Annotated in this window: 29 protein-coding genes; 12 read left to right on the forward strand and 17 right to left on the reverse strand. The window is 64.9% G+C overall.

All coding sequences use genetic code 11. The features are described from left to right. Positions 1-68 precede the first annotated feature (68 nt). Positions 69-485, forward strand: coding sequence for a hypothetical protein (locus FHW64_RS00265; RefSeq protein WP_184521793.1), 417 nt, complete (start codon positions 69-71; stop codon positions 483-485). Here FHW64_RS00265 and FHW64_RS00270 read toward each other — a convergent pair. Together FHW64_RS00270 and FHW64_RS00275 are read right to left on the reverse strand one after the other, a co-directional pair. Continuing rightward, positions 472-927: an N-acetyltransferase gene (locus tag FHW64_RS00270; RefSeq protein ID WP_184521796.1), complete on the reverse strand. Its 456-nt coding sequence runs from the start codon at positions 925-927 to the stop codon at positions 472-474. The genes FHW64_RS00265 and FHW64_RS00270 overlap by 14 nt on opposite strands. Continuing rightward, entirely contained in the window at positions 924-1,457 is a 534-nt protein-coding gene (locus FHW64_RS00275; protein WP_184521799.1) for a Rossmann fold nucleotide-binding protein, read from the reverse strand. Before FHW64_RS00275 ends, FHW64_RS00270 begins: the two co-directional genes overlap by 4 nt. 77 nt (positions 1,458-1,534) lie before the next feature. Between FHW64_RS00275 and kdsA the strand changes: the two genes are divergently transcribed. Further along, complete coding sequence (kdsA, locus tag FHW64_RS00280; protein WP_184524135.1) at positions 1,535-2,383, forward strand: 3-deoxy-8-phosphooctulonate synthase; 849 nt, start codon at positions 1,535-1,537, stop codon at positions 2,381-2,383. 22 nt (positions 2,384-2,405) lie between these two features. Here the strand turns inward: kdsA and FHW64_RS00285 are convergent, their stop codons facing one another. From FHW64_RS00285 to FHW64_RS00295, 3 genes are read right to left on the reverse strand one after another with little or no spacing between them, the layout of a single operon-like run. After that, positions 2,406-2,672 (reverse strand): VF530 family DNA-binding protein, encoded by a 267-nt coding sequence (locus tag FHW64_RS00285; protein ID WP_184524137.1) that lies wholly within the window; start codon positions 2,670-2,672, stop codon positions 2,406-2,408. Between the two features lie 42 nt (positions 2,673-2,714). After that, positions 2,715-3,149 (reverse strand): nuclear transport factor 2 family protein, encoded by a 435-nt coding sequence (locus tag FHW64_RS00290; protein ID WP_221210187.1) that lies wholly within the window; start codon positions 3,147-3,149, stop codon positions 2,715-2,717. Between the two features lie 47 nt (positions 3,150-3,196). Next, positions 3,197-3,679: a GNAT family N-acetyltransferase gene (locus tag FHW64_RS00295; protein ID WP_184521805.1), complete on the reverse strand. Its 483-nt coding sequence runs from the start codon at positions 3,677-3,679 to the stop codon at positions 3,197-3,199. 78 nt (positions 3,680-3,757) lie between these two features. Between FHW64_RS00295 and FHW64_RS00300 the strand changes: the two genes are divergently transcribed. Beyond that, positions 3,758-4,309: a hypothetical protein gene (locus FHW64_RS00300; RefSeq protein ID WP_184521808.1), complete on the forward strand. Its 552-nt coding sequence runs from the start codon at positions 3,758-3,760 to the stop codon at positions 4,307-4,309. An 81-nt stretch (positions 4,310-4,390) separates the two neighbouring features. On the opposite strand, the gene FHW64_RS00305 is transcribed toward FHW64_RS00300, so the two are convergent. Genes FHW64_RS00305 through FHW64_RS00315 form a run of 3 tightly spaced genes read right to left on the reverse strand, consistent with a single transcriptional unit; the run spans position 4,391 to position 6,648 of the window. After that, positions 4,391-4,936, reverse strand: coding sequence for a DUF4256 domain-containing protein (locus tag FHW64_RS00305; RefSeq protein WP_184521811.1), 546 nt, complete (start codon positions 4,934-4,936; stop codon positions 4,391-4,393). A gap of 5 nt (positions 4,937-4,941) precedes the next feature. After that, the gene (locus FHW64_RS00310; protein ID WP_184521814.1) at positions 4,942-5,439 is read right to left on the reverse strand and encodes a GNAT family N-acetyltransferase; all 498 of its coding nucleotides are present in this window, start codon (positions 5,437-5,439) and stop codon (positions 4,942-4,944) included. A 39-nt stretch (positions 5,440-5,478) separates the two neighbouring features. Next, complete coding sequence (locus FHW64_RS00315; protein ID WP_184521817.1) at positions 5,479-6,648, reverse strand: serine hydrolase; 1,170 nt, start codon at positions 6,646-6,648, stop codon at positions 5,479-5,481. Positions 6,649-6,778: 130 nt separating this feature from the next. Between FHW64_RS00315 and FHW64_RS00320 the strand changes: the two genes are divergently transcribed. Together FHW64_RS00320 and FHW64_RS00325 are read left to right on the forward strand one after the other, a co-directional pair. Then, entirely contained in the window at positions 6,779-6,970 is a 192-nt protein-coding gene (locus tag FHW64_RS00320; protein ID WP_184521820.1) for a hypothetical protein, read from the forward strand. Between the two features lie 90 nt (positions 6,971-7,060). Next, complete coding sequence (locus tag FHW64_RS00325) at positions 7,061-7,486, forward strand: hypothetical protein (RefSeq protein ID WP_184521822.1); 426 nt, start codon at positions 7,061-7,063, stop codon at positions 7,484-7,486. 5 nt (positions 7,487-7,491) lie between these two features. Here FHW64_RS00325 and FHW64_RS00330 read toward each other — a convergent pair whose 3' ends face one another. After that, positions 7,492-8,130, reverse strand: a complete 639-nt coding sequence (locus FHW64_RS00330; RefSeq protein WP_184521824.1) for an ATP-binding cassette domain-containing protein — start codon at positions 8,128-8,130, stop codon at positions 7,492-7,494. Positions 8,131-8,271: 141 nt separating this feature from the next. Here FHW64_RS00330 and FHW64_RS00335 point away from each other — a divergent pair, with 141 nt between their 5' ends. Next, positions 8,272-9,519: an NAD(P)-binding domain-containing protein gene (locus tag FHW64_RS00335; protein WP_184521827.1), complete on the forward strand. Its 1,248-nt coding sequence runs from the start codon at positions 8,272-8,274 to the stop codon at positions 9,517-9,519. On the opposite strand, the gene FHW64_RS00340 is transcribed toward FHW64_RS00335, so the two are convergent. From FHW64_RS00340 to FHW64_RS00355, 4 genes are all read right to left on the reverse strand, one after another. Continuing rightward, complete coding sequence (locus FHW64_RS00340; protein WP_184521830.1) at positions 9,520-11,382, reverse strand: AMP-binding protein; 1,863 nt, start codon at positions 11,380-11,382, stop codon at positions 9,520-9,522. A gap of 129 nt (positions 11,383-11,511) precedes the next feature. Continuing rightward, a complete protein-coding gene (locus tag FHW64_RS00345) occupies positions 11,512-11,964 on the reverse strand; it encodes a putative immunity protein (protein ID WP_184521833.1) in 453 nt (150 codons plus the stop codon). Beyond that, positions 11,961-12,275: a hypothetical protein gene (locus FHW64_RS00350; protein ID WP_184521835.1), complete on the reverse strand. Its 315-nt coding sequence runs from the start codon at positions 12,273-12,275 to the stop codon at positions 11,961-11,963. Before FHW64_RS00350 ends, FHW64_RS00345 begins: the two co-directional genes overlap by 4 nt. A gap of 225 nt (positions 12,276-12,500) precedes the next feature. Beyond that, the gene (locus tag FHW64_RS00355) at positions 12,501-12,770 is read right to left on the reverse strand and encodes a hypothetical protein (protein ID WP_184521838.1); all 270 of its coding nucleotides are present in this window, start codon (positions 12,768-12,770) and stop codon (positions 12,501-12,503) included. Between the two features lie 171 nt (positions 12,771-12,941). Here FHW64_RS00355 and FHW64_RS00360 point away from each other — a divergent pair, with 171 nt between their 5' ends. Continuing rightward, positions 12,942-13,421 carry a VOC family protein gene (locus tag FHW64_RS00360; protein WP_184521841.1) on the forward strand — a complete coding sequence of 160 codons (480 nt, stop codon included), beginning with the start codon at positions 12,942-12,944 and terminating at the stop codon, positions 13,419-13,421. A gap of 11 nt (positions 13,422-13,432) precedes the next feature. On the opposite strand, the gene FHW64_RS00365 is transcribed toward FHW64_RS00360, so the two are convergent. Further along, the gene (locus tag FHW64_RS00365) at positions 13,433-14,815 is read right to left on the reverse strand and encodes a phenylacetate--CoA ligase family protein (protein ID WP_184521844.1); all 1,383 of its coding nucleotides are present in this window, start codon (positions 14,813-14,815) and stop codon (positions 13,433-13,435) included. 185 nt (positions 14,816-15,000) lie between these two features. Between FHW64_RS00365 and FHW64_RS00370 the strand changes: the two genes are divergently transcribed. After that, complete coding sequence (locus FHW64_RS00370; RefSeq protein ID WP_184521847.1) at positions 15,001-15,921, forward strand: DMT family transporter; 921 nt, start codon at positions 15,001-15,003, stop codon at positions 15,919-15,921. Positions 15,922-15,930: 9 nt separating this feature from the next. Here FHW64_RS00370 and FHW64_RS00375 read toward each other — a convergent pair whose 3' ends face one another. Next, positions 15,931-17,379 carry an amidase gene (locus FHW64_RS00375; protein WP_184521850.1) on the reverse strand — a complete coding sequence of 483 codons (1,449 nt, stop codon included), beginning with the start codon at positions 17,377-17,379 and terminating at the stop codon, positions 15,931-15,933. Positions 17,380-17,407: 28 nt separating this feature from the next. Beyond that, positions 17,408-18,742, reverse strand: a complete 1,335-nt coding sequence (locus FHW64_RS00380) for an MFS transporter (RefSeq protein WP_184521853.1) — start codon at positions 18,740-18,742, stop codon at positions 17,408-17,410. 111 nt (positions 18,743-18,853) lie between these two features. Here FHW64_RS00380 and FHW64_RS00385 point away from each other — a divergent pair, with 111 nt between their 5' ends. From FHW64_RS00385 to FHW64_RS00400, 4 genes are all read left to right on the forward strand, one after another. Beyond that, complete coding sequence (locus FHW64_RS00385) at positions 18,854-19,786, forward strand: LysR substrate-binding domain-containing protein (RefSeq protein WP_184521855.1); 933 nt, start codon at positions 18,854-18,856, stop codon at positions 19,784-19,786. 83 nt (positions 19,787-19,869) lie between these two features. Then, positions 19,870-20,151, forward strand: coding sequence for a DUF427 domain-containing protein (locus FHW64_RS00390; RefSeq protein ID WP_184521859.1), 282 nt, complete (start codon positions 19,870-19,872; stop codon positions 20,149-20,151). Then, a complete protein-coding gene (locus FHW64_RS00395) occupies positions 20,148-20,888 on the forward strand; it encodes a 2OG-Fe dioxygenase family protein (RefSeq protein ID WP_184521862.1) in 741 nt (246 codons plus the stop codon). The genes FHW64_RS00390 and FHW64_RS00395 overlap by 4 nt, the downstream gene beginning before the upstream one ends. A 113-nt stretch (positions 20,889-21,001) precedes the next feature. Then, the gene (locus FHW64_RS00400) at positions 21,002-21,445 is read left to right on the forward strand and encodes a universal stress protein (RefSeq protein ID WP_184521865.1); all 444 of its coding nucleotides are present in this window, start codon (positions 21,002-21,004) and stop codon (positions 21,443-21,445) included. Positions 21,446-21,451: 6 nt separating this feature from the next. Here the strand turns inward: FHW64_RS00400 and FHW64_RS00405 are convergent, their stop codons facing one another. Continuing rightward, positions 21,452-22,090, reverse strand: a complete 639-nt coding sequence (locus FHW64_RS00405; protein ID WP_184521868.1) for an RluA family pseudouridine synthase — start codon at positions 22,088-22,090, stop codon at positions 21,452-21,454. Positions 22,091-22,154 lie beyond the last annotated feature (64 nt).

Genomic DNA, 22,154 nt, shown 5'->3' on the forward strand with positions numbered 1-22,154 from the left:
GTACGTCAACGTCGGAAGAATCGCCGCCGTTGAGGAGGGGTCGCACCTCGACACCTCAAGGAGTCCAGATGACCAAGTTTCTCGCGATCGCAATTGCAAGCCTGTTCGCAGCGGGCGCCTATGCGCAGAATCCGCCCGGAGCATCTTCGGAGCAACAACCGGTCACAAACACCAAGCCGCAGAACCGCGCCGAATCCAAGGCGGAGGCGCGCCCCCAAGGTATGGTGAAGACGCCAACCGGCGACTCGGCGAACAACACTGAAGTCAACCCACTGGCGACTGGAAAGGCCGGCAGCAAGGCCCAACAGCGCCTCGACTCACGGCCCCAAGGCATGGTGAAGGCGCCGACCGGTGACTCGGCCAACAATGCTGAAGTCAATCCTGTCGGGAGTGGCAAGTCTGCGAATGCCGGGCAGGCGCGCGTCGAAGCACGCAACGCCAAGGCGGCCAAGAAGGCGGCACCGCAGGGAACTACGCCGAACTGAGCGCTGAGTCTCGGCGTGGCGAGAGGCTTTTCTTCATGAGCGCCAGGTAGAAATCGGGAGCGTAGTCGTCAATGCGCGAGTACTCCTCGTAGCCGTGCCTCCGGTAGAACCCTGGCGCCTGCCACTCGAAGGTTTCGAGCTTTGCATGCTTCGCACCCAACTCGATGGCTTGCCGCTCGGCTTCAGCGAGAAGACGACTGCCCAACCCCGAGCCACGCATATCGGCTTCGACGAACAGCACTTCGATGTTGAGCCAGTAGAGAAACACGAAGCCTCTCAGCCCGCCAAGCACGCGGCCGCGCTCGTCTCTGGCGTTGAGGCGGATGTACTGCTGCTCGGGATACTCGCCGACGAAGCCATAGTTGTAGTGGCGCAGCTTGCGCCCGAGTTCACCAGAACGAAGTTCTTCGGGCGTGGCGGCGGTGATGACGACGTTCTTCATGCGGTGTTTGAAGCCGCATCGGCGACGAGCCCGAGGGTGCGCAAGTTTGCTTGCAACTCTGCGACGGTGCTCCAGGGAAGGATGCGGGAGTTTGCACGCTCGTCGGGCGGATTGGACGGCAGTTCGTCGGACCAACCGCCGCAGCCGACGAGCGGGAGCAATGGCCGCTTGTGAAGCCATGCGAGATGAACCTCGGATTTGGTCCCGGCCCGCCCACCAATCACGATGCAAGCATCCCCCGCAAGGGCCATCAGGAGGTTGCGAGCGTCCCCCATACCGCAGGGCAAGACCACCGTGGCTGGCCAATCCGGCGGAGGCATCTCGGCCGGAGGGACGATGCTCAGAACTAGTCCGCCTGCCTGCACGGCGCGTTCCGCGGCAATCCTCGTTGCAGGACTTCCGCAACCGCTAACGAGCGTTACACCGAGCTTCGCCAAGGCCTCGCCCGCTTCGGCTGCGAGGTCGTACGCTCGCGAACCAGGCTCGGCGCTCCCAAGTACGCAAACTTGAGGTTTTCGATGAGTGTTCATGGGGGGCTTGAAAGTTTGTTCCAGCTTACTATGGGCCGCGAGTCGTGCCTGACAATCGCCGCCCGAAAGGGGTTTCCATGACGTCAATCCAAATCACACCCACGATTCGCTGCGGCAACGACCTGCCATTCGTTCTCTTCGGCGGCATGAACGTGCTGGAGTCGCTCGACCTCGCACTTCATGTTTGCGAACGGTACGTGGAGGTAACCCAGCGCCTCGGCATCCCTTACGTGTTCAAGGGCAGCTTCGACAAGGCCAACCGCTCGTCCATCCACTCCTATCGCGGCCCGGCGTTGGAAGAGGGGCTGAAGATTCTGCGGGCCGTCAAAGAGCGCTTTGGCGTACCAGTGCTCACGGATCTCCACGAACCTTGGCAGGCTCAACCCGTGGCCGAAGTGGCCGACGTATTGCAACTCCCCGCGTTCCTGGCGCGGCAGACGGACTTGGTCGTGGCGATGGCGAAGACTGGCCGCGTCGTCAACATCAAGAAGCCGCAGTTCCTGAGCCCATCGCAGGTCACTCACATCGTCGAGAAGTTCCGGGAGGCCGGCAACGATCAGGTGCTGCTGTGCGAGCGCGGAGCGAGCTTCGGCTATGACAACCTTGTGGTGGACATGCTGGGGTTTGGCGTGATGAAAAGGACAACGGGCAACTTGCCGATCATCTTTGACGTGACACATGCGTTGCAGCAACGCGAGGCGGGTGGCGCGGCCTCCGGCGGACGACGCCAGCAGGTGGTGGATCTGGCACGCGCCGGCATGGCGGTGGGTCTGGGCGGTTTGTTCCTGGAGGCACATCCCGACCCGGCCAATGCGAAGTGCGACGGGCCCAGCGCCTTGCCCTTGGACAAGCTGGAGCCATTCCTGAGGCAGGTGAAGGCGGTGGACGAATTGGTGAAGTCATTTGAGCCGCTGGAGATTCAGTAACCGACTCACGTCCGCCTCGGTCTCAGGCGGGCGGACGCTGCTGCATTCGCCGCTCTTCCCGAAGCATGAACAGATAGAGCCCTTCGACTTTCTCTCGAGCCCAGGGCGTCTTTCGCAGAAATTTCAGGCTGGACTTGACGCTGGGGTCATGCGAGAAACAGCGCACCGGTATCCGCTCTGCAAGGCCGGCCCATCCGTAGCGAGCTTCCAGTGCACGAACGATGGCCTCCAGCGTCACGCCGTGTAGCGGATTTCGCGGCTGAGGGGGGTGTGGTGAAGCTTCGTGCATTGGGAGATTTTGCCGCTGAGGTGCGCGGGCCACCGCGTCTCTTCAGTCCTCCGCGCCGGGCAGATTGGCCGGCGCACTGTCAGGCATGCTGTGCCACCAGATGCGCGCCTCGGAGCAAACGTCGCCAGAGAAGGTGGCATGTATGACCCCGTCAAGGACCATCCGCGGGAGAGGGTCGCCCGGTTTGCGGGCGACGAGGTTCGTGCCTGTCGACTGGGCCCAGATCTGGAAGAGTTCTTCGGACGCCACCTGGTACGTGACGTGCCAATGGGCAATGCCAAAGCCCGCTTCATTGACGAGCACCTGATACGTCACGTGGATGTCTTCCTGGAGCTTGACCCGTTTCCAGTACTCCGCCAACTGGCTTGTTCCTCGCTGCACCGCAAACGGCGTGTTGTGATACCGGCCGTCGGGCGCGAAGAGCGCGGCAAACATGGATTCGTCGCGCTGCTCCCAAGCCGCCTTGTAGCCGTCCATGAACTGCGTAATGTCCACTTGGAATCTCCTGCTCAGTCGGTCGCGATTCAACAAACCAGCAATCCGAGCACGTACTCGTCAACGAAGTGTGGCTCCTCCGCCCGCTTGTAGAACTGGCGCAACGTGCCTTCGTGTTCGAAACCCAGCTTCCGGTAGAAGCGCAGTGCTTGCGCGTTGTCGCTCTCGGCATATAGCTCAATGCGCCTGACACCATCCGCCTTGAGTCGCTCAATCGCATCAGTGAGCATGGCGTGTCCGACTCCTTGCCCATGGCATCGCGGGTCGACTGCCAAGGTTCCAAGCAAGGCGACATGCTGCACTCGCCCCGGATAACGGCTCGCCTTGTAGAAGCCAGCAAGTGCGCCTTCAACTTCCCACACGTAGAAGCAACCGCTGTCGAGAAGCTCTTGATAGATGCCCTTGAACTCGTCGAGCGACATCGGCTCGTAAGTCAGGAAGGGCGCCACCTTCTTGTGCGTATAGATCGAGAAAACGGCATCAATGTCTTGAGGCTTGGCGAGTCGGCGCATTCCGGGTCATCCTTCGGGCTGACGAAACAGACGAGGGCGAGTGTACGCAGCGGACGGCCACTCCTAGTTCAAGGCTGCATGTCGATGTTCTGCGTACGCAGTTGGTCGGAAATCGATAACCGGCACAGTTCGCTCTTCATCGGAAAGGATGACCCGGACGTTGGCCTCATCGCGTACCCAGCAACCAGAGGCTACCTCCCCATTCCAGTTCGCCAGAAAGCAAACCCGACGCGGGGCAGGGCACTCGCCGGGCGCATCGGTCAATTGCAAAAGGCGAAGCGGGCTTCCATCTGCCACGAAGAGGACGTTGGGTGTGAGGTCGCAGCCGGCAACGCAGGAACAGCAGATGAAAGCCACCAGTGCTGGCCACGACGAAAGGTTGCAAGTCTGGCCCGGGTGAACTCGTCGGAGCAGAAGCAACCGCATCAAGGAGTTGAGATTGAACATGATTCAGGTCCAAGAAAGCAAAAAGGCAACGAGGTGAACTCGTTGCCTTTGAAGGGGGCGTCTGGCGAAATGAGCGGGCTAACTGCCCCACATAATTCGCCCGCGCTGCTTAAAGGCAACGAAGGTGCGAAAGCTCGAAATCGACAGGCGCTTGGACACGATGAATGCGTTCAATGTGACTGATGCGGAAGAGTCTAGGCTGGCGATGGGTGCTTGTCTACGTGAATATTGCCGAACGGGTTCGACCCTTTTCAGGGGCTTGGCTCAGACGCGCACGCACCCTCTGAATCCTCGCGCGGCATAGTAGGACTCAGCCCCGTTGTGATACACGAAGACCTTGCCGTAACGTCGGTCGCAAAACAGGGCGCCACCGAGCGCTCTGACATCGGGTGGTGTCGCTATCCAGCTGGACGTCTTCGTATCGAACTCCCCGAGCTGCTGAAGCGCGCGATATTGCGCCTCCGTCAGCAACGAGACGCCTATCTCTGCAGCAATGTCGATGGCGCTGCTTTCCGGCTTGTGCTGTTTCCGTGAATTCAACGCTTCCCCGTCGTAGCACAGGCTCCTGCGTCCCTTCGGGCTCTCGGCGGTGCAATCGCAGAAGAGGTAGCCGCCGCCATCGTCAGCTACGCCAATGACATCGGGTTCGCCTCCGGTTTCTTCCATCACGTAGAGCGACCTCAGCTTGTCGGGATTGCCGCGCAAGCGCTCATGGACATCAGCCCATGCGACGCCGGTGTGCCTGTGCATGTTTTGCTCGAACCGCAACTTCAATGTGTCGATGAGCACATCGCGTTGTTCTGCCTTCATGTTGCTCACTCCTGCGGCATTGCCGTCGAAACTTGATACCGCGCATACGAAGTGGTCCCGATCTGGACGACGCCGTGCAGCGTGAATCCGAAGTCTTCGTAGAGATTCCGCAGCCCTTGGCGGTCCGCGACGCAGTCCAGGCGAAGGTGACCGCGCCCGAGTTGCCGCGCTCGGGTTCGCGCATATGACAGCAACTCGGTCGAGACCCCTTTCTTCGCCCACGCTCGGCGTACGGCGAGCTTGTGAACGAAGGCCGAGGTCCCCGGCTGAATCTCAGGCCAGAAATGGGCGTCCTCCAATTCGAACTTCATGACGCCAGCGAGTTGCTCGCCGTCGCGCGCGACGTGGAAGAGTCCGGCGCTTGTGTCGCGTAGAACGCGTTCAGGGCTGATTTCGGTTGCTGACCAAAGGCCTCTTCCGTCGCCGGCCAGCCATTGGGCCGCCTCATGCAGGACGGATGCAATTGCTGGTGCATCTGACGGGTGCGCTTGCTGAATGTTCATGGTCTGTGATTTTGGCAAGCGCCGTCGGCTCGAACCGCGTCAAGCCCGAGGCAACGTGGCTCGCAGGACATCCCTGAACACGTTGAACTGCACCTGGAACGCGTGCGGGCTGTAGTCCTGGTAGTACCCGGCGGTCACCACGACGACCAGATCAAGCGCCGGGACGATGCGAATCGACTGGCCTCCTCGGCCCAGCGCCCCAATCCATTCGACCTCGCGACGGCCGGCCCGGGATCTACCGAGCCACCAGAGGTACCCGTAGCGTTGATCGTCCGTCGCCTCGATCTTCGAGGTCGTCGAGGTTTCGATCCAGTCCTTGGAAACAATCTGGCGATCGTTCCAACGACCGCTCCACAGGACGAGTTGCCCGATCTTGGCCATTTCGCGCGGACGCAAGCGCAATCCGCCTCCTGCGTCGGTTTCCCCTCGGTACCGCGTCCAATCTCCACCGGCGATGCCCAGAGGTTTGAAGAGGTTCGCGCGCGCGAATTCGTCGAGGGGCTGTCCTGTGGCTTTGTGAACGACGGCCGACACCAGCGCGAGCGCACCGGTGTTGTAGTGAAACGCTTCTCCGGCCGGCGAGACCACCGCACGGCTGAGGACGTAGCGACAGGGATCGTCCGCCAGGCGCATGCGCACCTCGTCGTTGGCAAGTCCTGAGGCTGACGGAGTCGCCTCGATCCATTCCAGCCCCATCGTCATGCCGAGCGCATGCCGCAGCAGGATCCGATCCTTCTCCGGCGTGCGCAGGTCCGACAGTTCGGGGAAGAAGCTGAAGATCGGTTCGTCGATGCTGCGTATCAACCCCCGGTCGATCGCGATTCCGACGGCAAGCGAAGCGACGCTCTTTGAAACCGACTTCACGTCGTGCAAGGTATCGGCGTCGAAGGTGACGTTCGACTCACGACGGCGGAAGAAGAAGCTCGGCACTTCGTCGATGCCGCTGAGGTAGCGCTCGAACACCAGCCTTCCTTCGCGAGCGACGAGTACCGAATGGATGTTGGCTCCCGAAGCCGCAAGCTGGTCAGTCATGCGACAGAGCGCACCGCGGTCGATGAGCTTGTCGTCGTCGATCGTGGCAACTGTCCAGCCATCGTTTCGGTCGTCGGGAACTCCACAGCGTTCCGGCGCGTCCGCGTGCGCAGGCAGGCCGGCGAGAGATGCGAGCGCAGTCCCTCCGAGCAATGAGGTGAATCGGCGGCGTCTCATGTTCGATGAATCGGGGTTGGCACTTTAGCTTGCGCAGGCGGGGTGGTTCGAGTCATTGCTTCCGATGACGCAATGTTGGCGGTATTGGCCTAACTTTGCGCATCGGATCGAACCACCAGGAGGAGCCGCCATGAAAGAGCTGACTTACCGGGCCTATCTTGATGACCCTGCCGCGCGCGCCACGCTGGAGCGCGAAGTTCGGCGGCTGCGGCATGAAGCCTTCGACGAGTTCATCTTTGCGCCTGCCTTTGAACTGCTCGATCGCGTCATCAAGCGTTTGCATCTGAAGCCGACGCCTCGTGCGTTGACTCGGCAGACGTAAAGTCACCGGGCTTTACCTTCCGTTCATCAGAATGCCATCTGGCGAGCCCACGATGGAGGGCTCGAATGAAAGCTGAACGGGAGCTAACGCATGGCAAATCCTCCATCGCCATCCATCGCCGACCCTCAAGCGGCTGCTGAACTCGGCTCGGAAACGGCCATCCCGATCCTCGTCGCAGAGGTTTTCGAAGAGGCGCCCCCGAGCGAGCGCTGCAGCCTTGTCGAAGCGCTGATGCGGCCCCTGGGCGTGTTGTCGCTGGTCGCCATTGCCAACGGCATCTTCGCCAAGATCCGGTTTCGCAATGCCGGGCAGGACCCGCATGTGCGGCTCGAGGACATCCAGAACGTGCACACCACCGACGTCATTGCACTGGTGCAGCACGCGCAGCAGGTCAGCGTGGAGACCGTCGATGGTCTGGCGCAACTGTTGCTTTCGTCGGGCGGCCTCACGGGTTCGGCAGCCGCGACGGTGCTGATTGCGCTGCTCGTCAAACGCGCGCGATCACGCCTTCCCTGAAGCCGTCATCGAAGCGGCAGCTCGATCAAACCGGCAAGCGGCACCGAATCGATTTGCGCGGCGCTTGCGACGACGATGGCCTGATCGGGCTGTTCGGCAAGGGTGGCGAGTTCGCGCCACAGGAAACGAATCGATGCGGCGTCGAGTGCGGCCGTGGGTTCATCGAGCAAGATGAGGGGCCGTCCTGATGCGAGCGCAGCCGCCAGCAGGGCCTTGCGCCTCGATCCGGTGGACAGCATGTACATCGGCTTGGCGAGATGCGGGGTCAAGGAGAAGCCCTCGACAAAGGTTCGCCACCTGGCTTCGCTGAAGCGCGCATCGCCAGCGTTGAGCGACGTGGCGCATTCAAGCGCGGTGACTTTGTGGAACGCGTCGGTGTCCGGGTCGCAGAAGAAGACGTTTCGTTGATAGGCGTCGCGCTCGCGGTCGAGGTGTGCACCTGCTAGGTTGAGGCGGCCCTGGGCGGCCAACTGGCCTGCAAGCACGCGAAGGAGAGTCGACTTTCCGGTGCCCGTGTCGCCGTACAACAGCGTGACGCCGGCGCCGATGCGCGTGCTCCATCCGGCCGCGAGTGGTGGCTGTCCCGGGTGGGCGAAGCGCAAGTCCGCAACGTCGAGGATGGGCGAGAGTGCAGTGGTTTCCATGCCGCAACCGTACAGCAACGGGGCGCCCGGGCGGCTCTCCGGGGTTGACCGCGGTCCATGGCCATCGCATATTCCGCGCTTGCATCGAGGGAGACCCGGAAAGCCATGCCATGCATGGCACCTGCGCTGGAGGAACTCGCGATGTCCACTGAGCGTGTCGAAACCATCGTGATCCGCGGTGGCCAGGCAGGTCTGGCGATGAGCTACTACCTGGGACGCCTGGGCCACGAACACCTCGTGCTCGAGCGAGGCGCGCTTGCGGAACGCTGGCGCAGCGAACGTTGGGATTCGCTTCACTTCCAGTCACCCAACTGGAACATGAATCTTCCAGGTTGGCCGCGCATGACGGTCGAACCCGGAGCAGACCCCGATGCCTTTTCGCCTTTGCGCGAGGTGACCGACTACCTCGAGCGCTATGCGGCGGTCATTCGCGCTCCCGTGCGCACCCACTGCGCAGCGCTCTCACTTGCACGCAGGACGGGGTCGCGAGATTTGCTGGTGCAGACGGACGGCATTCTGTATGTGGCCAACAGCGTCGTGGTGGCCACCGGCCCGTACCAGGTGCCGCGCGCAACGCCGCCGCTTGGCGCGGGTGTGTTCGAGCTCCACTCGACCCTGTACCGCAATCCGATGCAACTGCCCGACGGCGCCGTGCTCGTGGTCGGCAGCGGGAACTCAGGCGTGCAGATTGCCGAGGAGTTGTGCCGCGCAGGACGGCGCGTGTTCCTTTCCGTCAGCTCGCACGAGCGGATCCGGCGGCGCTATCGCGGCAAGGATTGCATCTGGTGGCTGATCGCGACGGGCTCCGCCGATTCAACGCTTCGCGAGTGGAGGGGCGCGCGCCTGTCCCGCTTGATGACCGGCGTGAATGGTGGGCATGACATCGACCTTCGCCGGCTGGCGGCCGAAGGTGTCGTTCTGACGGGGCGCGTCAAGGCCGCGGAGAACGGCAGGCTCGACATCGCCGACGATCTTGCCGCCAGCATCGCCCGTGGCGATGAATCGCTGCTTGCGTTCAACAGCCGTTGCGACGACACGGTTCTCGTCCAGCAACTGGACCTGCCGCCCGAGGATTCGCCGGATGAACCGTTGCCGGATCCACCTGAGCTCGATGCACCCATCCGCACACTCGATCTCGCTCGGGAGGGGATCAGGTCGGTGATCTGGGCCAACGGTGCGCATGCTGATTTCAGCTGGATCGATCTGCCGGTCTTCGGCCAGTCGCCTGAGTCAAAGAGGGCGCCCGTGCACGAACGTGGAGTGACGTCCGAAGCCGGTCTGTTCTTTCTGGGGCTGCCCTGGCTGCACAAATGGAAGTCGGGCTTCCTGTTTGGCGCGGACGAGGATGCGGCCTACCTGGCGGAGCACATCGCTCCGCAGGGGCGCTGATCAGCCGACTGTCACCTGCGTCTCGAACAGAAAGGCCGCCAGTGCTTCCTCGACGGCTGGCGCTGCCGATTGGGCCGCATTGGGAAGACCTACCGTCACTCGCATGCCTCTTCGCCCGCCTTCATCGACACGGATCTGCGCGTCGCGAAGCCCGAGCCGATCGTGGACGATGTGCGTCACCAGGCGCGAGGCCGCGTCGCAGCGCAACTGCGGCTTGTAGATCTTGCCGACGGATGTGAGCGGGATGGCGGCGACTATGCAGATCTGCTTCGGCCATGCGGGACGTTCGCCGATCGTTTGCTCGGCGTGTTCCCGAAGCTCTTCTTCCGTCGCGGTGGCGCCGGGTTTCAGCGCCACGTAGCACACGGGCAGTTCGCCGGCATAGGCGTCCGGCATCGCCACGGCGGCGGCCAATGCCACTGCGGGGTGCGCTGCCATTGCGTTCTCGATCATCAAGGGGTCGATGTTGTGGCCGCTGCGGATGATCAGGTCCTTGGCGCGGCCGGCGATGTAGATGCGACCGCGCGCGTCGGTATAGCCAAGGTCGCCGCTGTTGAGCGTTCCGTCGTCGAAGACGCCCGCGTCATGTTCAGGGTTGCGATAGCCGGGCGAGATATGCGGCCCCCGGGCGGTGATGACGCCGATCTCGCCAGGCGCGCAAACCGGGCCGAGCCGACCGCTGGCTTCCAGCCGCCGGACTTCTACGCGCGTGTAGGGCAGGGCCCAGCCGACCGAGCCTGCGCCGCCCTCGCCGGCAACCGGATCGATCGCAATCAGGCCGGAGGCTTCCGTCATCCCGTACACCTCGAACAGGCCGAGGCCGACGACTTGCCTGAAGCGTTCTCTCACGGCCGATGGCAGCGAGGCGGCGCCACTGAATCCGGCGCGCACGGCGCTGAGGTCCGCGCCGTCAAGCGGCACTTCCAGCACGGCGCCGATGGAAGTGGGCACCGCACCCACCAGCGTTGCCCCGTAGCGCGCTGCCAGTCGCCAGTAGCCTTGCACCATCGCCGGGTTTCGCAGGCCGCCGGGCGACATGACCAGCAGGCCGATCCCCGCCATGAACCCGCTCAATCCACAGAAGATGGTTCCGCCGACATGGAACAGCGGCAGGGTGGCGGTGAGCGTATCGGTCGGTCGCAGGTCGCCCAGGACCGCCCCGCCCAGCGCCGCCACGAGCTGGCTGCGGTGGGTGTGCGCCACGAGCTTGGGTGCGCCGGTCGTGCCGCCCGTGTGGAAGTAGGCCGCGATGTCCCCGTCTCGACCCGGATCGCCGAACACGAGCCGGTCTTCGGGCTGCGCCAGCAAAGCGCTGTGAAAGTCGATCACTTCCGGCTCGACCGGGATGCCGGGAGGCGCCACGCGCACCAGTTGCAGCCCGGGCACCGACTCGCGCAGGGCCAGCGCCTTTTGCCAGATGTCCAGTACCGGGTGCGGACCGAGCGCGACGAGGATGCGGGCGCCGGAGGCTTTCAGCAGTCCCGCGATGTGTTCCGGCTGCAGCAGGAAATTGATGGGGACCGCATAGCCCGCGGTCTCGGCACCCCACAGCGTCGCGTGGGTCTCGACCAGGCTCGGCAGCATGTAGGCGACGCCCGGGCGCGGACCGGCGAGGGTGGCGAACAGGTTGGCGGCGCGACGCACCAGCCCGAGCAGTTCGCGGTAGCTGACGCGTCGGGGCTCTTCGTCGGGTGCACCGGTCATCAGCATCGTGATTGCGGTGCGATCGGGCTGGACCTTCGCGCGGTCGATGAAGACGTCGAGGACGCTGCGCTCGGGCAGGCGCTCCTCCAGCGCCATTTCGTTCTCGAAGCGCCGCAGGTCGTCCAGATCACGGATACCGGTTTGGGGAAGGACCGCCATGGTGGTTGCTCCGCACGTTGACGAGCGCGCGACGTTAGCCGATCGGTTTGCAGCGGGCAATGCGGGCTTTGCGCAATGGTGTCGGTGCAGGGCTCGCAAGTGGTGGGCGGCGTGCTATTGGCGACCCAGCTAGCGTTCCAGTAATTTGTTTTGATCGCTCGCCAGCCGCTCCAGCGTCGCGAGCTGCCAGGATTTCTCCGGCACGAACGACTCCGGGTCGCCGACGGCGCCATATCCGCCTTCACCGTAGACGACTGCATAGGCCGCGTAGTCGGCTGCCTGAATTGCCCGGCCAGCCAGGGCGTTGGCCACCGCATAGCTTGCCGACACGGCCGCGTGGCCCACGCCATCGAGTGAACGCGAGCCCTGGTGGTGATTGGCCAGCGCGCCTGCGTCGGATGCGGCACGATCGAGCACGTCTCGATTTACCTGGCCTGCAACGTAGGCACCCAGCGTATCGAGGCAGCGAATGACAGGCTCATCCTCGAGCAGGTGACGAACCCGCTCGACGCACGCAAGGGCAAAAGCAAACCGCAGCGCGTCGGACTGCGCCAGGCGCTGCTCGTGGGCCGCCAGGGTCACGCGAGCGGCAGTTCACGCATGAGATTGCTGCGCACCCAGGTGAACGCACCCGCCTGAACATTGGAGGCCTGCCACTTCCTGAAGTCCGGATCGGCCGAAAGCGGGTCGGTCACCTTGGCGTATTCGGTGGCATTGTCGAAGCGCAGTTCGAGCACGTAGTTGCCCATCTCGCCAGCGGCGACAACCCACAGCTTGGCATTGGTCGCGCCGTGCCGCTTCCAGAGCGCCGCGCCGTGCTGTATCGCTTCCATGACAGCGCCGAGATCGGCACCCGGATTCGGTCTGAAGACATATCGGGCCTCGTATGCCATGACATCCTCCTGTGGGGTGAAGGGGCAGGGCAGCTATTCAAGCACCACGGCAGGCAAGTGGCAACGGGCGGGGGTAGGCGCATTCCGGCAACGAATTTCGTCGCTTGCCGAGTTGCCGGCCGCGAAAGCCGGGTTAATTTGCTTCCACGGACTCGGCAAGACCCCAAAGGTAATAAGGGACCGCGAAGGCCCTCCGATCGGACACAAGTCGTCGGAGGGCCTTTGTCACTGCACGGTCCCCTGGTGCGACGAATGAAACATCCGCATGGCACACATCATCAAGGCCGCGCCGCCGGCAGCTGCGATCAGCGTCGCGCGCACAGGCTGCTCCGCGATGTTTGCCTTGGTGCGCGCCGCGTAGGTGTCGAGCGTGTGCTTCAGCCCGTGCGGCAGGTTCGCGTCGGAAGCCAGCGGGGCGGTCGCCTCGAGCGCCGCAACATCAGCGTCGGTCAAAGGGGGAATGGTGGTAGTGGCGGTGGTGGGTTCGATGTCCAATTTGCTCTCCTGATGCTGTGCAGAAAAGCATCTCAGCAGGACGGGCGGCCCGGATGTCATCGTCTTGTCGGGTTTCCTGTAGGAGGAGGACCGGGGCCATGATTCGCAGCCCCCTGACGACTCTTTGCGAATCCACTTCGTTGTCATTTGAAACCGAACAGGAGAAAGCAATTGGCCAACAAGAACACGATCTGCCTCTGGTATGACGGCACCGCCCTCGAAGCCGCACAGTTCTACGCTAAGACGTTCCCGGACAGCGCCGTGAAGTCCGTGTATCACGCACCCGGCGACTATCCCGACGGCAAGAAGGGCAATGTGCTGACTGTTGAATTCACCGTCATGGGCATTCCGTGCCTCGGCCTGAACGGAGGCCCGGCGTTCAAGCACACCGAGGCCTTCTCGTTCCAGGTCTCGACAGAGGACCAGGCCGAAACCGACCGGCTGTGGAACGCAATCGTCAGCAACGGCGGCGAGGAAAGTGCCTGCGGCTGGTGCAAGGACAAGTGGGGCCTGTCGTGGCAGATCACGCCGCGCGCCCTCATGGAAGCCATCGCCGACCCGGACCCCGCGGCGGCCAAGCGCGCGTTCGACGCGATGATGCAGATGAAGAAGATCGACATCGCAACCATCGAGGCGGCGCGTCGGGGCTGAGCTGCGGCGGGTCAGGGCTCGGCGGCGACCACGCGCGGCACCTTGCCGCTGCGACCTGCGCGGCCGGGCTCGCCCGCGCGGCATTCGATGTGCACGCCGGTGACACCCTGCGTGCGCAGGAATTCGCTCAGCGCACGGTGCGCCTTGTGCAGCGCCAGCTCCGCCTCGCCGCCCTGCAGTCCGGTGCGCATCAGCAGGTCACGCGGTCCCTGCTGCACCAATTGGAAATCGAAGAGGCCTGCGCCATCTTCGATTGCGGTGCTTAGCGCGAGCGGAAGCAGTTGAACGGAGGCAGCACCGTCGCCCTCGATGCGAAGCGTGTCTTCGCAGCGGCCTTCCACTTCGACGACGGGTAGTCGCGATCCGCAAGCACAGCCATGTGCGTGCAAGGAAACGCGATCGCCGAGGTCGTAGCGGATGAGCGGCTGCAGGTGGTTGGCCAGGTTGGTCAGCAGCACCGTCGCACCGGTCTCGCCGCGCGGCACCGGTCGCTGATGCTCATCCACCGCTTCCAGGATGGCCCAGTCGCTGTTGAGGTGCAGCGAGCCCTTTTCGCATTCGAACGCTAGGGACAGGAATTCGGAGGCGCCATAGCTGTCGGCCAATGCGCAATGGAAAGCGCTCTGGATGTACGCGCGCTTTGCGGGACACAGGTTTTCGCCCCCGGTCCACACCTCGCGGGGCGTCGTGCGCATTCGTCCATGCAGACGTTCTTCGGCCAGCATGACTGCAGCGCTCGGATAGGTTGCGATGACGCTCGGGGCCATCGCGTCGATCGCCCTGACGATGGCTTCCGCCGGCTGCATGAACGAGATGCAGCGCAATCGTTGTGCCAGCGCCGGGTTGAGCCGCCGAAGCCGCTCGATCGACACCGTGCTCGCGAAGTGGCCCTCGGTCGCGCCGACGAAGGCAATCTGCTCGCCCCAGCCCCATGGGTCGAAGAGGCGCCGCGCGGGCCGAAGCATCGGCCGGCGTATCGCTTCGAGCGCGTCGAAGACGGCTAGGGCGAGATCGTCCTGCACGAAGATGCCGGGCTCGCCGCTGCTGCCGGAGCTCTCCCAGACCAGGTAGCTGCCGAGGTAGGGCTCGGCGATGCGGTGGCGGTCCGCCACGAAGCGGCGCAATTCGTCGAGACGGATCGCCGGATCGGTGACCCACTCGTCGAAGCGATGCATCAGCTCGGTCTTGTGGACGACCGGTATCTCATGCAGATGAGCGTGGTCGCAGTCGCAGTTTTCAAGCAGGCGGCCATAGAACGGCGAGTGCGCCTTCGCGGAAGCCAGCAATCGCCCGAGACGCTGCCGCTGGCGCACCGTCAGCGCATCGCCATCGGCATAGGAGGCAACGGCCACGTCCGTGGCTACCGTTCCCCAGAGCCAGCCATCGGGCGTCATGAGGGCGCGTCGTCCAAGTTCACCGCAGCTCTCATCGTCTTCATGATCGCTCCATCGTCGCGAGGAGAAGAGTCATTGTGGTGACGTGCGAGGCGGTCCAGGTAGAAGCGTTTCACGCCGATACAGACTGCCCAGGCTTGGCGCGGCGCGGCATGATCGGGCGCTTCCTGCACCATTTCGCACACATGACTTCGCAGCCTCTCGCCTCCCGGTCTTCGTCTCACGCCAGCGGCCGCGCCGTCGCCACCATGGTCGGCGCCATGGGCTGCTTCGTGTTCAACGACGCGACGGTCAAGCACGTGAGCCAGTCGATGCCTTCGGCACAGCTCATCTTTGTGCGCGGCGTGATCGCGACGGTGCTCGTTCTGCTGGTCGCCTATCGGCTGGGAGCGTTGCGGCAGATCGGTGCGGTGCTGCATCCGCGCGTGGCGCTTCGCGGTGCGATCGATGCCTGCGCGACGATGCTGTACCTGGTGTCGCTGTTCCAGCTGCCGATCGCCAACGCGACGGCCATCAACCTCGCGGCACCGCTCTTCATGACGGTGTTCGCGGTGCTCTTTCTCGGCGAGCGCGCGGGCAGGGCGCGCTGGATCGCCGTGGTGCTGGGCTTTGTCGGCGTGGTGTGCATCGTGCGCCCCAGTGGAGACGGCTTCAACGGCTGGGCGCTGCTGTGCCTGCTCGGCACGCTGTTTCACGCTACGCGCGACCTGATGACCCGTCGCATCGATCCGGCGATCCCGTCGATCATCATCACGCTCGCCACCGCGTTAGCGGTGACCCTGCTGTCCGGGGCGCTGACGGTGGCGAGTGGCTGGAAGCCCTTCGCGCTGCGCGAGCTGGCTCTGCTGGGTGTCGCGGCGGCGTTCCTCGCTTCGGGCTACTTCCTGCTGGTGCAATGCATGCGCGCTGGGGAGGTGTCGCTCACGGCGCCGTTCCGCTACACGGCGGTTCTCTTTGCCACGCTCCTGGGCTATGCGATCTGGGACGAGGTGCCGGGCGGATCGGCATGGGCCGGCATCGCGCTGCTTGTCGGCTCCGGGCTGTACATGCTGCACGACGAACGCGAGCGTCGTCGTGCGGCGGTGCTCGACGCGCAGCCCGAGTGAGCGTGGCCGTCAGTCTCCGCGCGCCGTCGGGCTGATGCGATCGAACCAGGGCCTCGCGCGCTCCAGTTGAGCAGCGAGTGCGAACAGCAGGTCTTCGCGTCCAACCGCCGCAGCGAACTGCACGCCGATCGGCAGGCCATCCGCGTTCCAGTGCAGCGGCACCGACATCGCCGGTTGCCCGCTGGCATTGAAGTAGGGCAGGAAGGCGGTGTAGCGCAGGGTGTCGGTCCGGTGGGTCACGTAGTCGCGGTTGGCTGCATAGCGACCGATCAAGGCGGGCGGTGTGGTGAGCGTGGGTGTCAGCAGCACGTCGTAGTCAGCCATGAAGGCGCCCAGCCGGCGCCCGATGCCATGCATGCGCGCGATGGCGTCGGCGTAGTCGACGGCAGAGTGACGCAGTGCGAAGTCCACCGCGGTGAAGATCGATGTCTCCAGTTGGTCGAGGCTGGGGCGGATGCCTTTCATCGCGCAGCCGGCACGTACGGCCTGGGCGGTCCCGGCCGCGACGGCGAGTTGCATCGCGCGTGTGAATCCGTCGAAGTCCAGGTCCGGAAGTCGTGTGGGTTCGACATGGTGGCCCAGCTGCTCGCACAGCGCGGCTGCATCGACGGCTGCGGCGACGCAGTCCGCATGCACGGGTTCGCCGGAGGGCGAGTCGGTGATCAGTCCGATGCGCAGCGCCGACGGGTCGCGGTCGAGCAATTGCAGATAGCTGCCGTCGAAGTGTGGCGCGGCGTAGGGCGCACCGGTGTCGGCGCCGTGCGTGGCGTCGAGCACTGCGGCGGAGTCGCGCACCGAGCGCGAGATGACGTGCTCGACACCGAGTCCGCCCCAGCCTTCGCCGTTGACCGGGCCCATCGGATTGCGCATGCGCGTCGGCTTGAGACCGAAAAGCCCGCAGCACGACGCCGGGATGCGAATCGAGCCGCCGCCGTCGGAGCCGTGCGCCACCGGCAGGATGCCGGCCGCGACCGCCGCCGCTGCGCCGCCGGACGAGCCGCCCGCCGAGTGCGCGAGGTTCCACGGGTTGCGTGTGGGCTCGCCGTAGACGAGCGCCTCGCTCGTGCAGTTGGCGCCGAACTCCGGCGTGGTGGTGCGTCCGAAGAAGTTGAAGCCAGCGCTGCGCAGCCGGGCTGCCAGTTCGCTGTCCTGCTCGCTGCGCACGCCCTCAAACAGACGAGAGCCATGGGTGAGCTGGAAACCGCGTGCGGCCAGCGCCACATCCTTGAGCAGCATCGGCACACCCGCGAAGCTGCCCTCGGGACGCGCGGGGCCTGCGGCGGCTTCGCGCGCGGTGTCCAGTTCGGGCCAGCAGACCGCGTTGATCTGCGGTTGCACGCGCTCCATCTGCGCGATCGCAGCTTCGAGGAGCTCGCTGGAGCTGACATCGCGGTGACGCACCATCTGTGCGAGCGCGAGGCCGTCGTGCCGGAGGTAGTCGGCGTGTTTCATCGGCATGTCTTTCGTTCCTGTTGATTCGTAGCGATCAGCGATCGACCAGCCGTGCCGGCACCGCAAGGGTCGCGAGGCTGCCCGCGGCAATGCAGGCGGCCAGAATGCTTAGGCCCAGCGTCGCGCTGCCGGTGGTGGTGAAGAGCCAGCCGAACAGCGACGGACTCGCGAAGCCGGCGATCTGGCCGAAGGCGTTGATGAAGGCGATGCCGACCGTGGCGGCCGCGCCGGTCAGCACGGCCGTGGGCAGGTTCCAGTACAGCGCGTTGGCGACCACGTTGCCGCCGATGGCGACCGTGCAGGTCAGCAGGAGCAGCGCCGGATCGTGCAGCGCCCATGGCATGGCCGCGATGCCGGCCGCGCACAGCAGGCCCGGCAGCGCGGTGTGCCAGCGGCGCTCGCCGGTGGCGTCCGACGTGCGGCCGAGCACCAGCATGCCGACGATGGCTACGGCGTAGGGCACTGCGACCATCCAGCCGATCTGCACCGTGTCTTTCACGCCGGCGCCCCGCAGCAGCGAAGGCAGCCAGAACGCCAGCGTGATGCCTGCCAGGAACGCGAAGTTGATGAGCGCGAGCAGCCACACCAGCGGCGACTTGAACGCATCGCTCATGCGGTGGGCGACAGCATGCCGCGAGTCGGCATCGACGCGCTGTTGCAGCATCTGCTTTTCGGCGGACGTGAGCCACTTGGCGTGCGCGATCGTGTCCGGCAGGTACCAGAGCGTGACCACGCCGAGCAGCACCGCGGGCACGCCTTCGATCAGGTACAGCCACTGCCACGCCGACAGATGCTGATGGCCGTCGAAAGCACGCAGGATCCAGCCCGACAGCGGGCCGCCGAAGATGCTCGCCACCGGAATGGCCGCCATGAACAGGGTGATGACGCGGCTGCGTCGTTGTGCCGGATACCACTGCGTGAGGTACAGCATCACGCCCGGGAAGAAGCCCGCCTCGGCCGCGCCGAGGAGGACGCGCAGCACATAGAACTGCGTCGGCGTCTGCACGAAGAGCGTTGCCACGGAAAGCACGCCCCACGAAACCATGATGCGCGCGATCCAGCGCCGGGCGCCGAAGCGCGCCAGCATCATGTTGCTTGGCACTTCCAGCACGAAGTAGCTGAGGAAGAAGATGCCCGCGCCCAGCCCGAAGACCGCCTCGCTGAAGCCGAGGTCGGCCTGCATGCCCATCTTCGCGAAGCCGACGTTGATCCGGTCGAGGAAGGCGAAGACGAAGCAGATGAACAGAAAGCCGACCAGTCGGCGAGTGACCTTGGTGTAGACCGCGTCTTCGGCGCGGGCGGCTCGGGCAGCGGCCGGATCGGGTGGCGCCGCACTGGCGGCCGAGGGCGAATACGTCTGTGAAGGCATGCGGGTTGTCTCCTGGGGATTTGCTGTGGCGCACCGTGCGCTTGCGGGCTGGATCGTAGGAAGAGAGGCCCCAGAGGTGGTAGAGATAAGATTTCATCGTGAAAACATTTGGTGTTCACACGAACCATGAAGAACAACCAGTTGCGAGCCTTCGTCGCCGTGGCCGAGCACGGCACCATCCGTGCCGCGGCACGCTCGCTGGCGCTGTCGCAGACGGCAGTGACGAAATCGCTACGTGAACTCGAACTCGACTTGCAGGTTGGGTTGCTGCATCGCAGCCCGCAGGGCGTGCGGCTGACCACGGCCGGCCTGGAGCTGCTGCGGCGGGCCAAGCTGATCCTCGCCGAGCTGGACGAGGCCCGTGCCTCGATCCAGAGCCTGCGCGGGCAGGGCACGCCGCGCGTCAACGCGGCGATGACGCCGGCTTTCTCGGTGTTGTGCCTGCCCGACGCGCTGGAGCGCTTCCGGGTGCGTTATCCGGACGCGCGGCTCGGCATCCGCGATGCCTTCCTGTCGCAGCTGCTGCCGATGCTGCGCGATGGCACGATCGACCTGGCGATCACCGCGCTCCTGCCCGAGGTGCTCGGCGCCGATCTGTCCTTCGAGCCGCTGGGGCGGCTGACGATCGCGTTGTCCGGCCGGCCCGGCCGCTTCGGGCCGGGTCCGCATCGTCTTGCGGATCTGGGCGACGCGGTGTGGCTGCTGGATGAATCGCGCGGCGGCATCAGCGAGGCGGTGCGGCAATGGCTCATGCGCAACCAGGTTCCCACGCCGCGGCAGGTGATCGAATGCCCGTCATCCATGGCGGCGCTGATTCTCTCCACCAGGGGCGATGCGATCGCCCCGGTGCCGCAGGCGATGCTTTCCCAGTCGTGGCTGATGCCCATGACGCAAGAGATCGCATTGCACGAGCCGCTGCCGACGGTGCCGATCGGCATCGTGGTGCGCAAGGACAGCCGGCTCGATGCCGCAGCCAGCTGGTTCGCCGAATGTGCGCGGCTGGCGATCCGGGCGATACCGACGGCGTCGCCGCAGCAACGCTAGGAACCCTGCGGCACATCGCACTGTTTGCGATGTGCTACTTTCGTCCGTCTGAACGGCGCGCATCGCGCCTTGGAGCCACCTCAATGAAAGCAACCTGGAACGGCGTCACCCTCGCCGAAAGCGACGACACCGTGCTCGTCGAAGGCAACCACTACTTTCCGGCCGCGTCGCTCAACCGCGAGCACGTGACCTTCAGCAATCACAAGACGACCTGCCCCTGGAAGGGCACCGCGAGCTATTACTCGCTGCTGGTCAATGGCGAACTCAATCCCGATGCGGTGTGGTACTACGCCGACCCCAAGCCCGAAGCCGAGATGGTGCGCGACCGCGTCGCCTTCTGGAAGGGCGTGAAGGTGACCGAGTGAGCTCGGCCTTCAGTCCACCATTCACACCGCCCGACCGACTCGTCCCCACGCTGCGCCAGGACGGCTATGCCGTGTTGAGTCCCGAGGGTGTGTCCGAATGGCTTGGCGTGCCGGTCGCGGACCTCGATGCGCTACACGCGGACTGGTTCCACCTGCCACCTGACGAGTACCTGAAGGACGGCGGCCGCTATCGCACGCGGCGTCATGCCTGCTTCACTGTCGATGGCGCCGAGGTCGTGCAAGTGCCGCATCGCGCGCACTGGCAACCGGTCGAATACAACGCGCTGCACGGCGGCATGCAGCGCTGGTTCGCGCCGATGCAGGAAGCCACCGTGGCGCAGCCCGCCTGGCAGCGCTTGATGCATGCGCTCGCCGACGCGGCAAGCGGTCTTCGCGGCGTGCAGCGCTGGTATGTCGAGGCACACCAGTTCCGCATCGACACCGCCGACGGCATCGGTCGCCCGACGCCCGAAGGCGCGCATCGCGATGGCGTGGACCTCGTGGCGGTCGCGCTCGTCGGACGGCACAACATCAAGGGCGGCGAGACGCGTGTCTTCGAGGCTGCAGGCCGGCGCGGCGAGCGCTTCACGTTGACGGAGCCGTGGTCGCTCTTGTTGCTCGACGACGCGCGCGTGATCCACGAGTCGACCCCGATCCAGCCGCTGATCGAAGGCGAAGGAGGCTGGCGCGACACGCTGGTCGTGACCTGCCGGGCAGGCGAATTCCAGGGTGATTGAGCCTCGCTGCAGACAGTAGACGTCCTACATCCGGGAGCCTTGCCTTGGATGTACATTCGGGGCCGGTTCGCCCGCGAACCTGGAATCTCTACTCTCTGTTCAAGAGGTCTGCCATGTTCAATCACATCCTGGTGCCCATCGATGGTTCCGAAACCTCGATGCTGGCGGTCAGCAAGGCCAGCGGGCTGGCGCTTGCATTCGGCAGTCGCATCACGCTCATACACGTGGTGGACAACTATCCCTTCATCGGCGTGGGCGCGGACTACGCGCTCGGCCAGAACGAATACCTTGCCGCGGCTACCAGCAGCGCCAACGCAGCGCTCGCGCGTGGCGTCGCCGCGCTCGCGGCCGAAGGCCTTCATAGCGACCAGCGCGTCATCGACGGCCACGTGGTGCACGAAGGCATCGTCGACACGGCGATCGCGGTCGGCGCGGACCTGATCGTGATGGGCTCGCACGGCCGCACCGGCATCGAGAAGCTGCTGCTCGGCAGCGTGACGCAGCGCGTCCTGCAGGATGCGAAGTGCCCGGTGCTCGTGGTGAAGGGCGAGCTCTAGCCGGTTCTAGCCGAAAGGCGGCGCACTCTCGAAACGGCACATGCGCCCGTCGATGGGATGGGCGAACTCCAGCATCGTCGCGTGCAGCAAGAGCCGTGGCGCACGCGCGCGGATGTCGTCGGTGCCGTAGAGCGCATCGCCCAGGATCGGGTGCCCGATGGAGAGCAGATGCACACGCAGCTGATGGCTGCGGCCGGTGAGCGGCTCGAGCCACACATGCGTCGCGTTGCGTTCGGGTAGCAGCTGCTTCACGCGCCAGTGCGTCTGGCTGGGCTTGCCGGCGGCATCGATCTTCTGCAGCGGGCGACGCGGCCAGTCGGCCATCAGGGGTGCATCGATCAGCGACCACTCGTCGCGCACGGGCATCGATCCATCGACGATGGCTTCGTAGCGCTTCTTCACTTGCCGCCCGGCGAACAGGTCGCCGAGCGCTCGCTGCATCTCGAGGCTCCGCGCCATCAGCACGAGACCGCTGGTGGCCATGTCGAGCCGGTGCACGACCAGCGCATCAGGCCAACGGCGCTGGGCGCGTGCGCTCAGGCAGTCCTGCTTGTCTTCGCCGCGACCGGGCACGCACAGCAGGCCGGCGGGCTTGTCGAGCACGAGCAGGTGAGAGTCCTCGTGGACCACTTGCAGGTCATTCATTGGGCGCTAAGTCTAGAAGAGCGTCGCTCGGCTATCCTCGCCCGGATGTCCGTTGCCGCCGCTC

The sequence above is a fragment of the Variovorax sp. Sphag1AA genome (assembly GCF_014192575.1).
Classification (GTDB): Bacteria; Pseudomonadota; Gammaproteobacteria; order Burkholderiales; family Burkholderiaceae_C; genus Variovorax.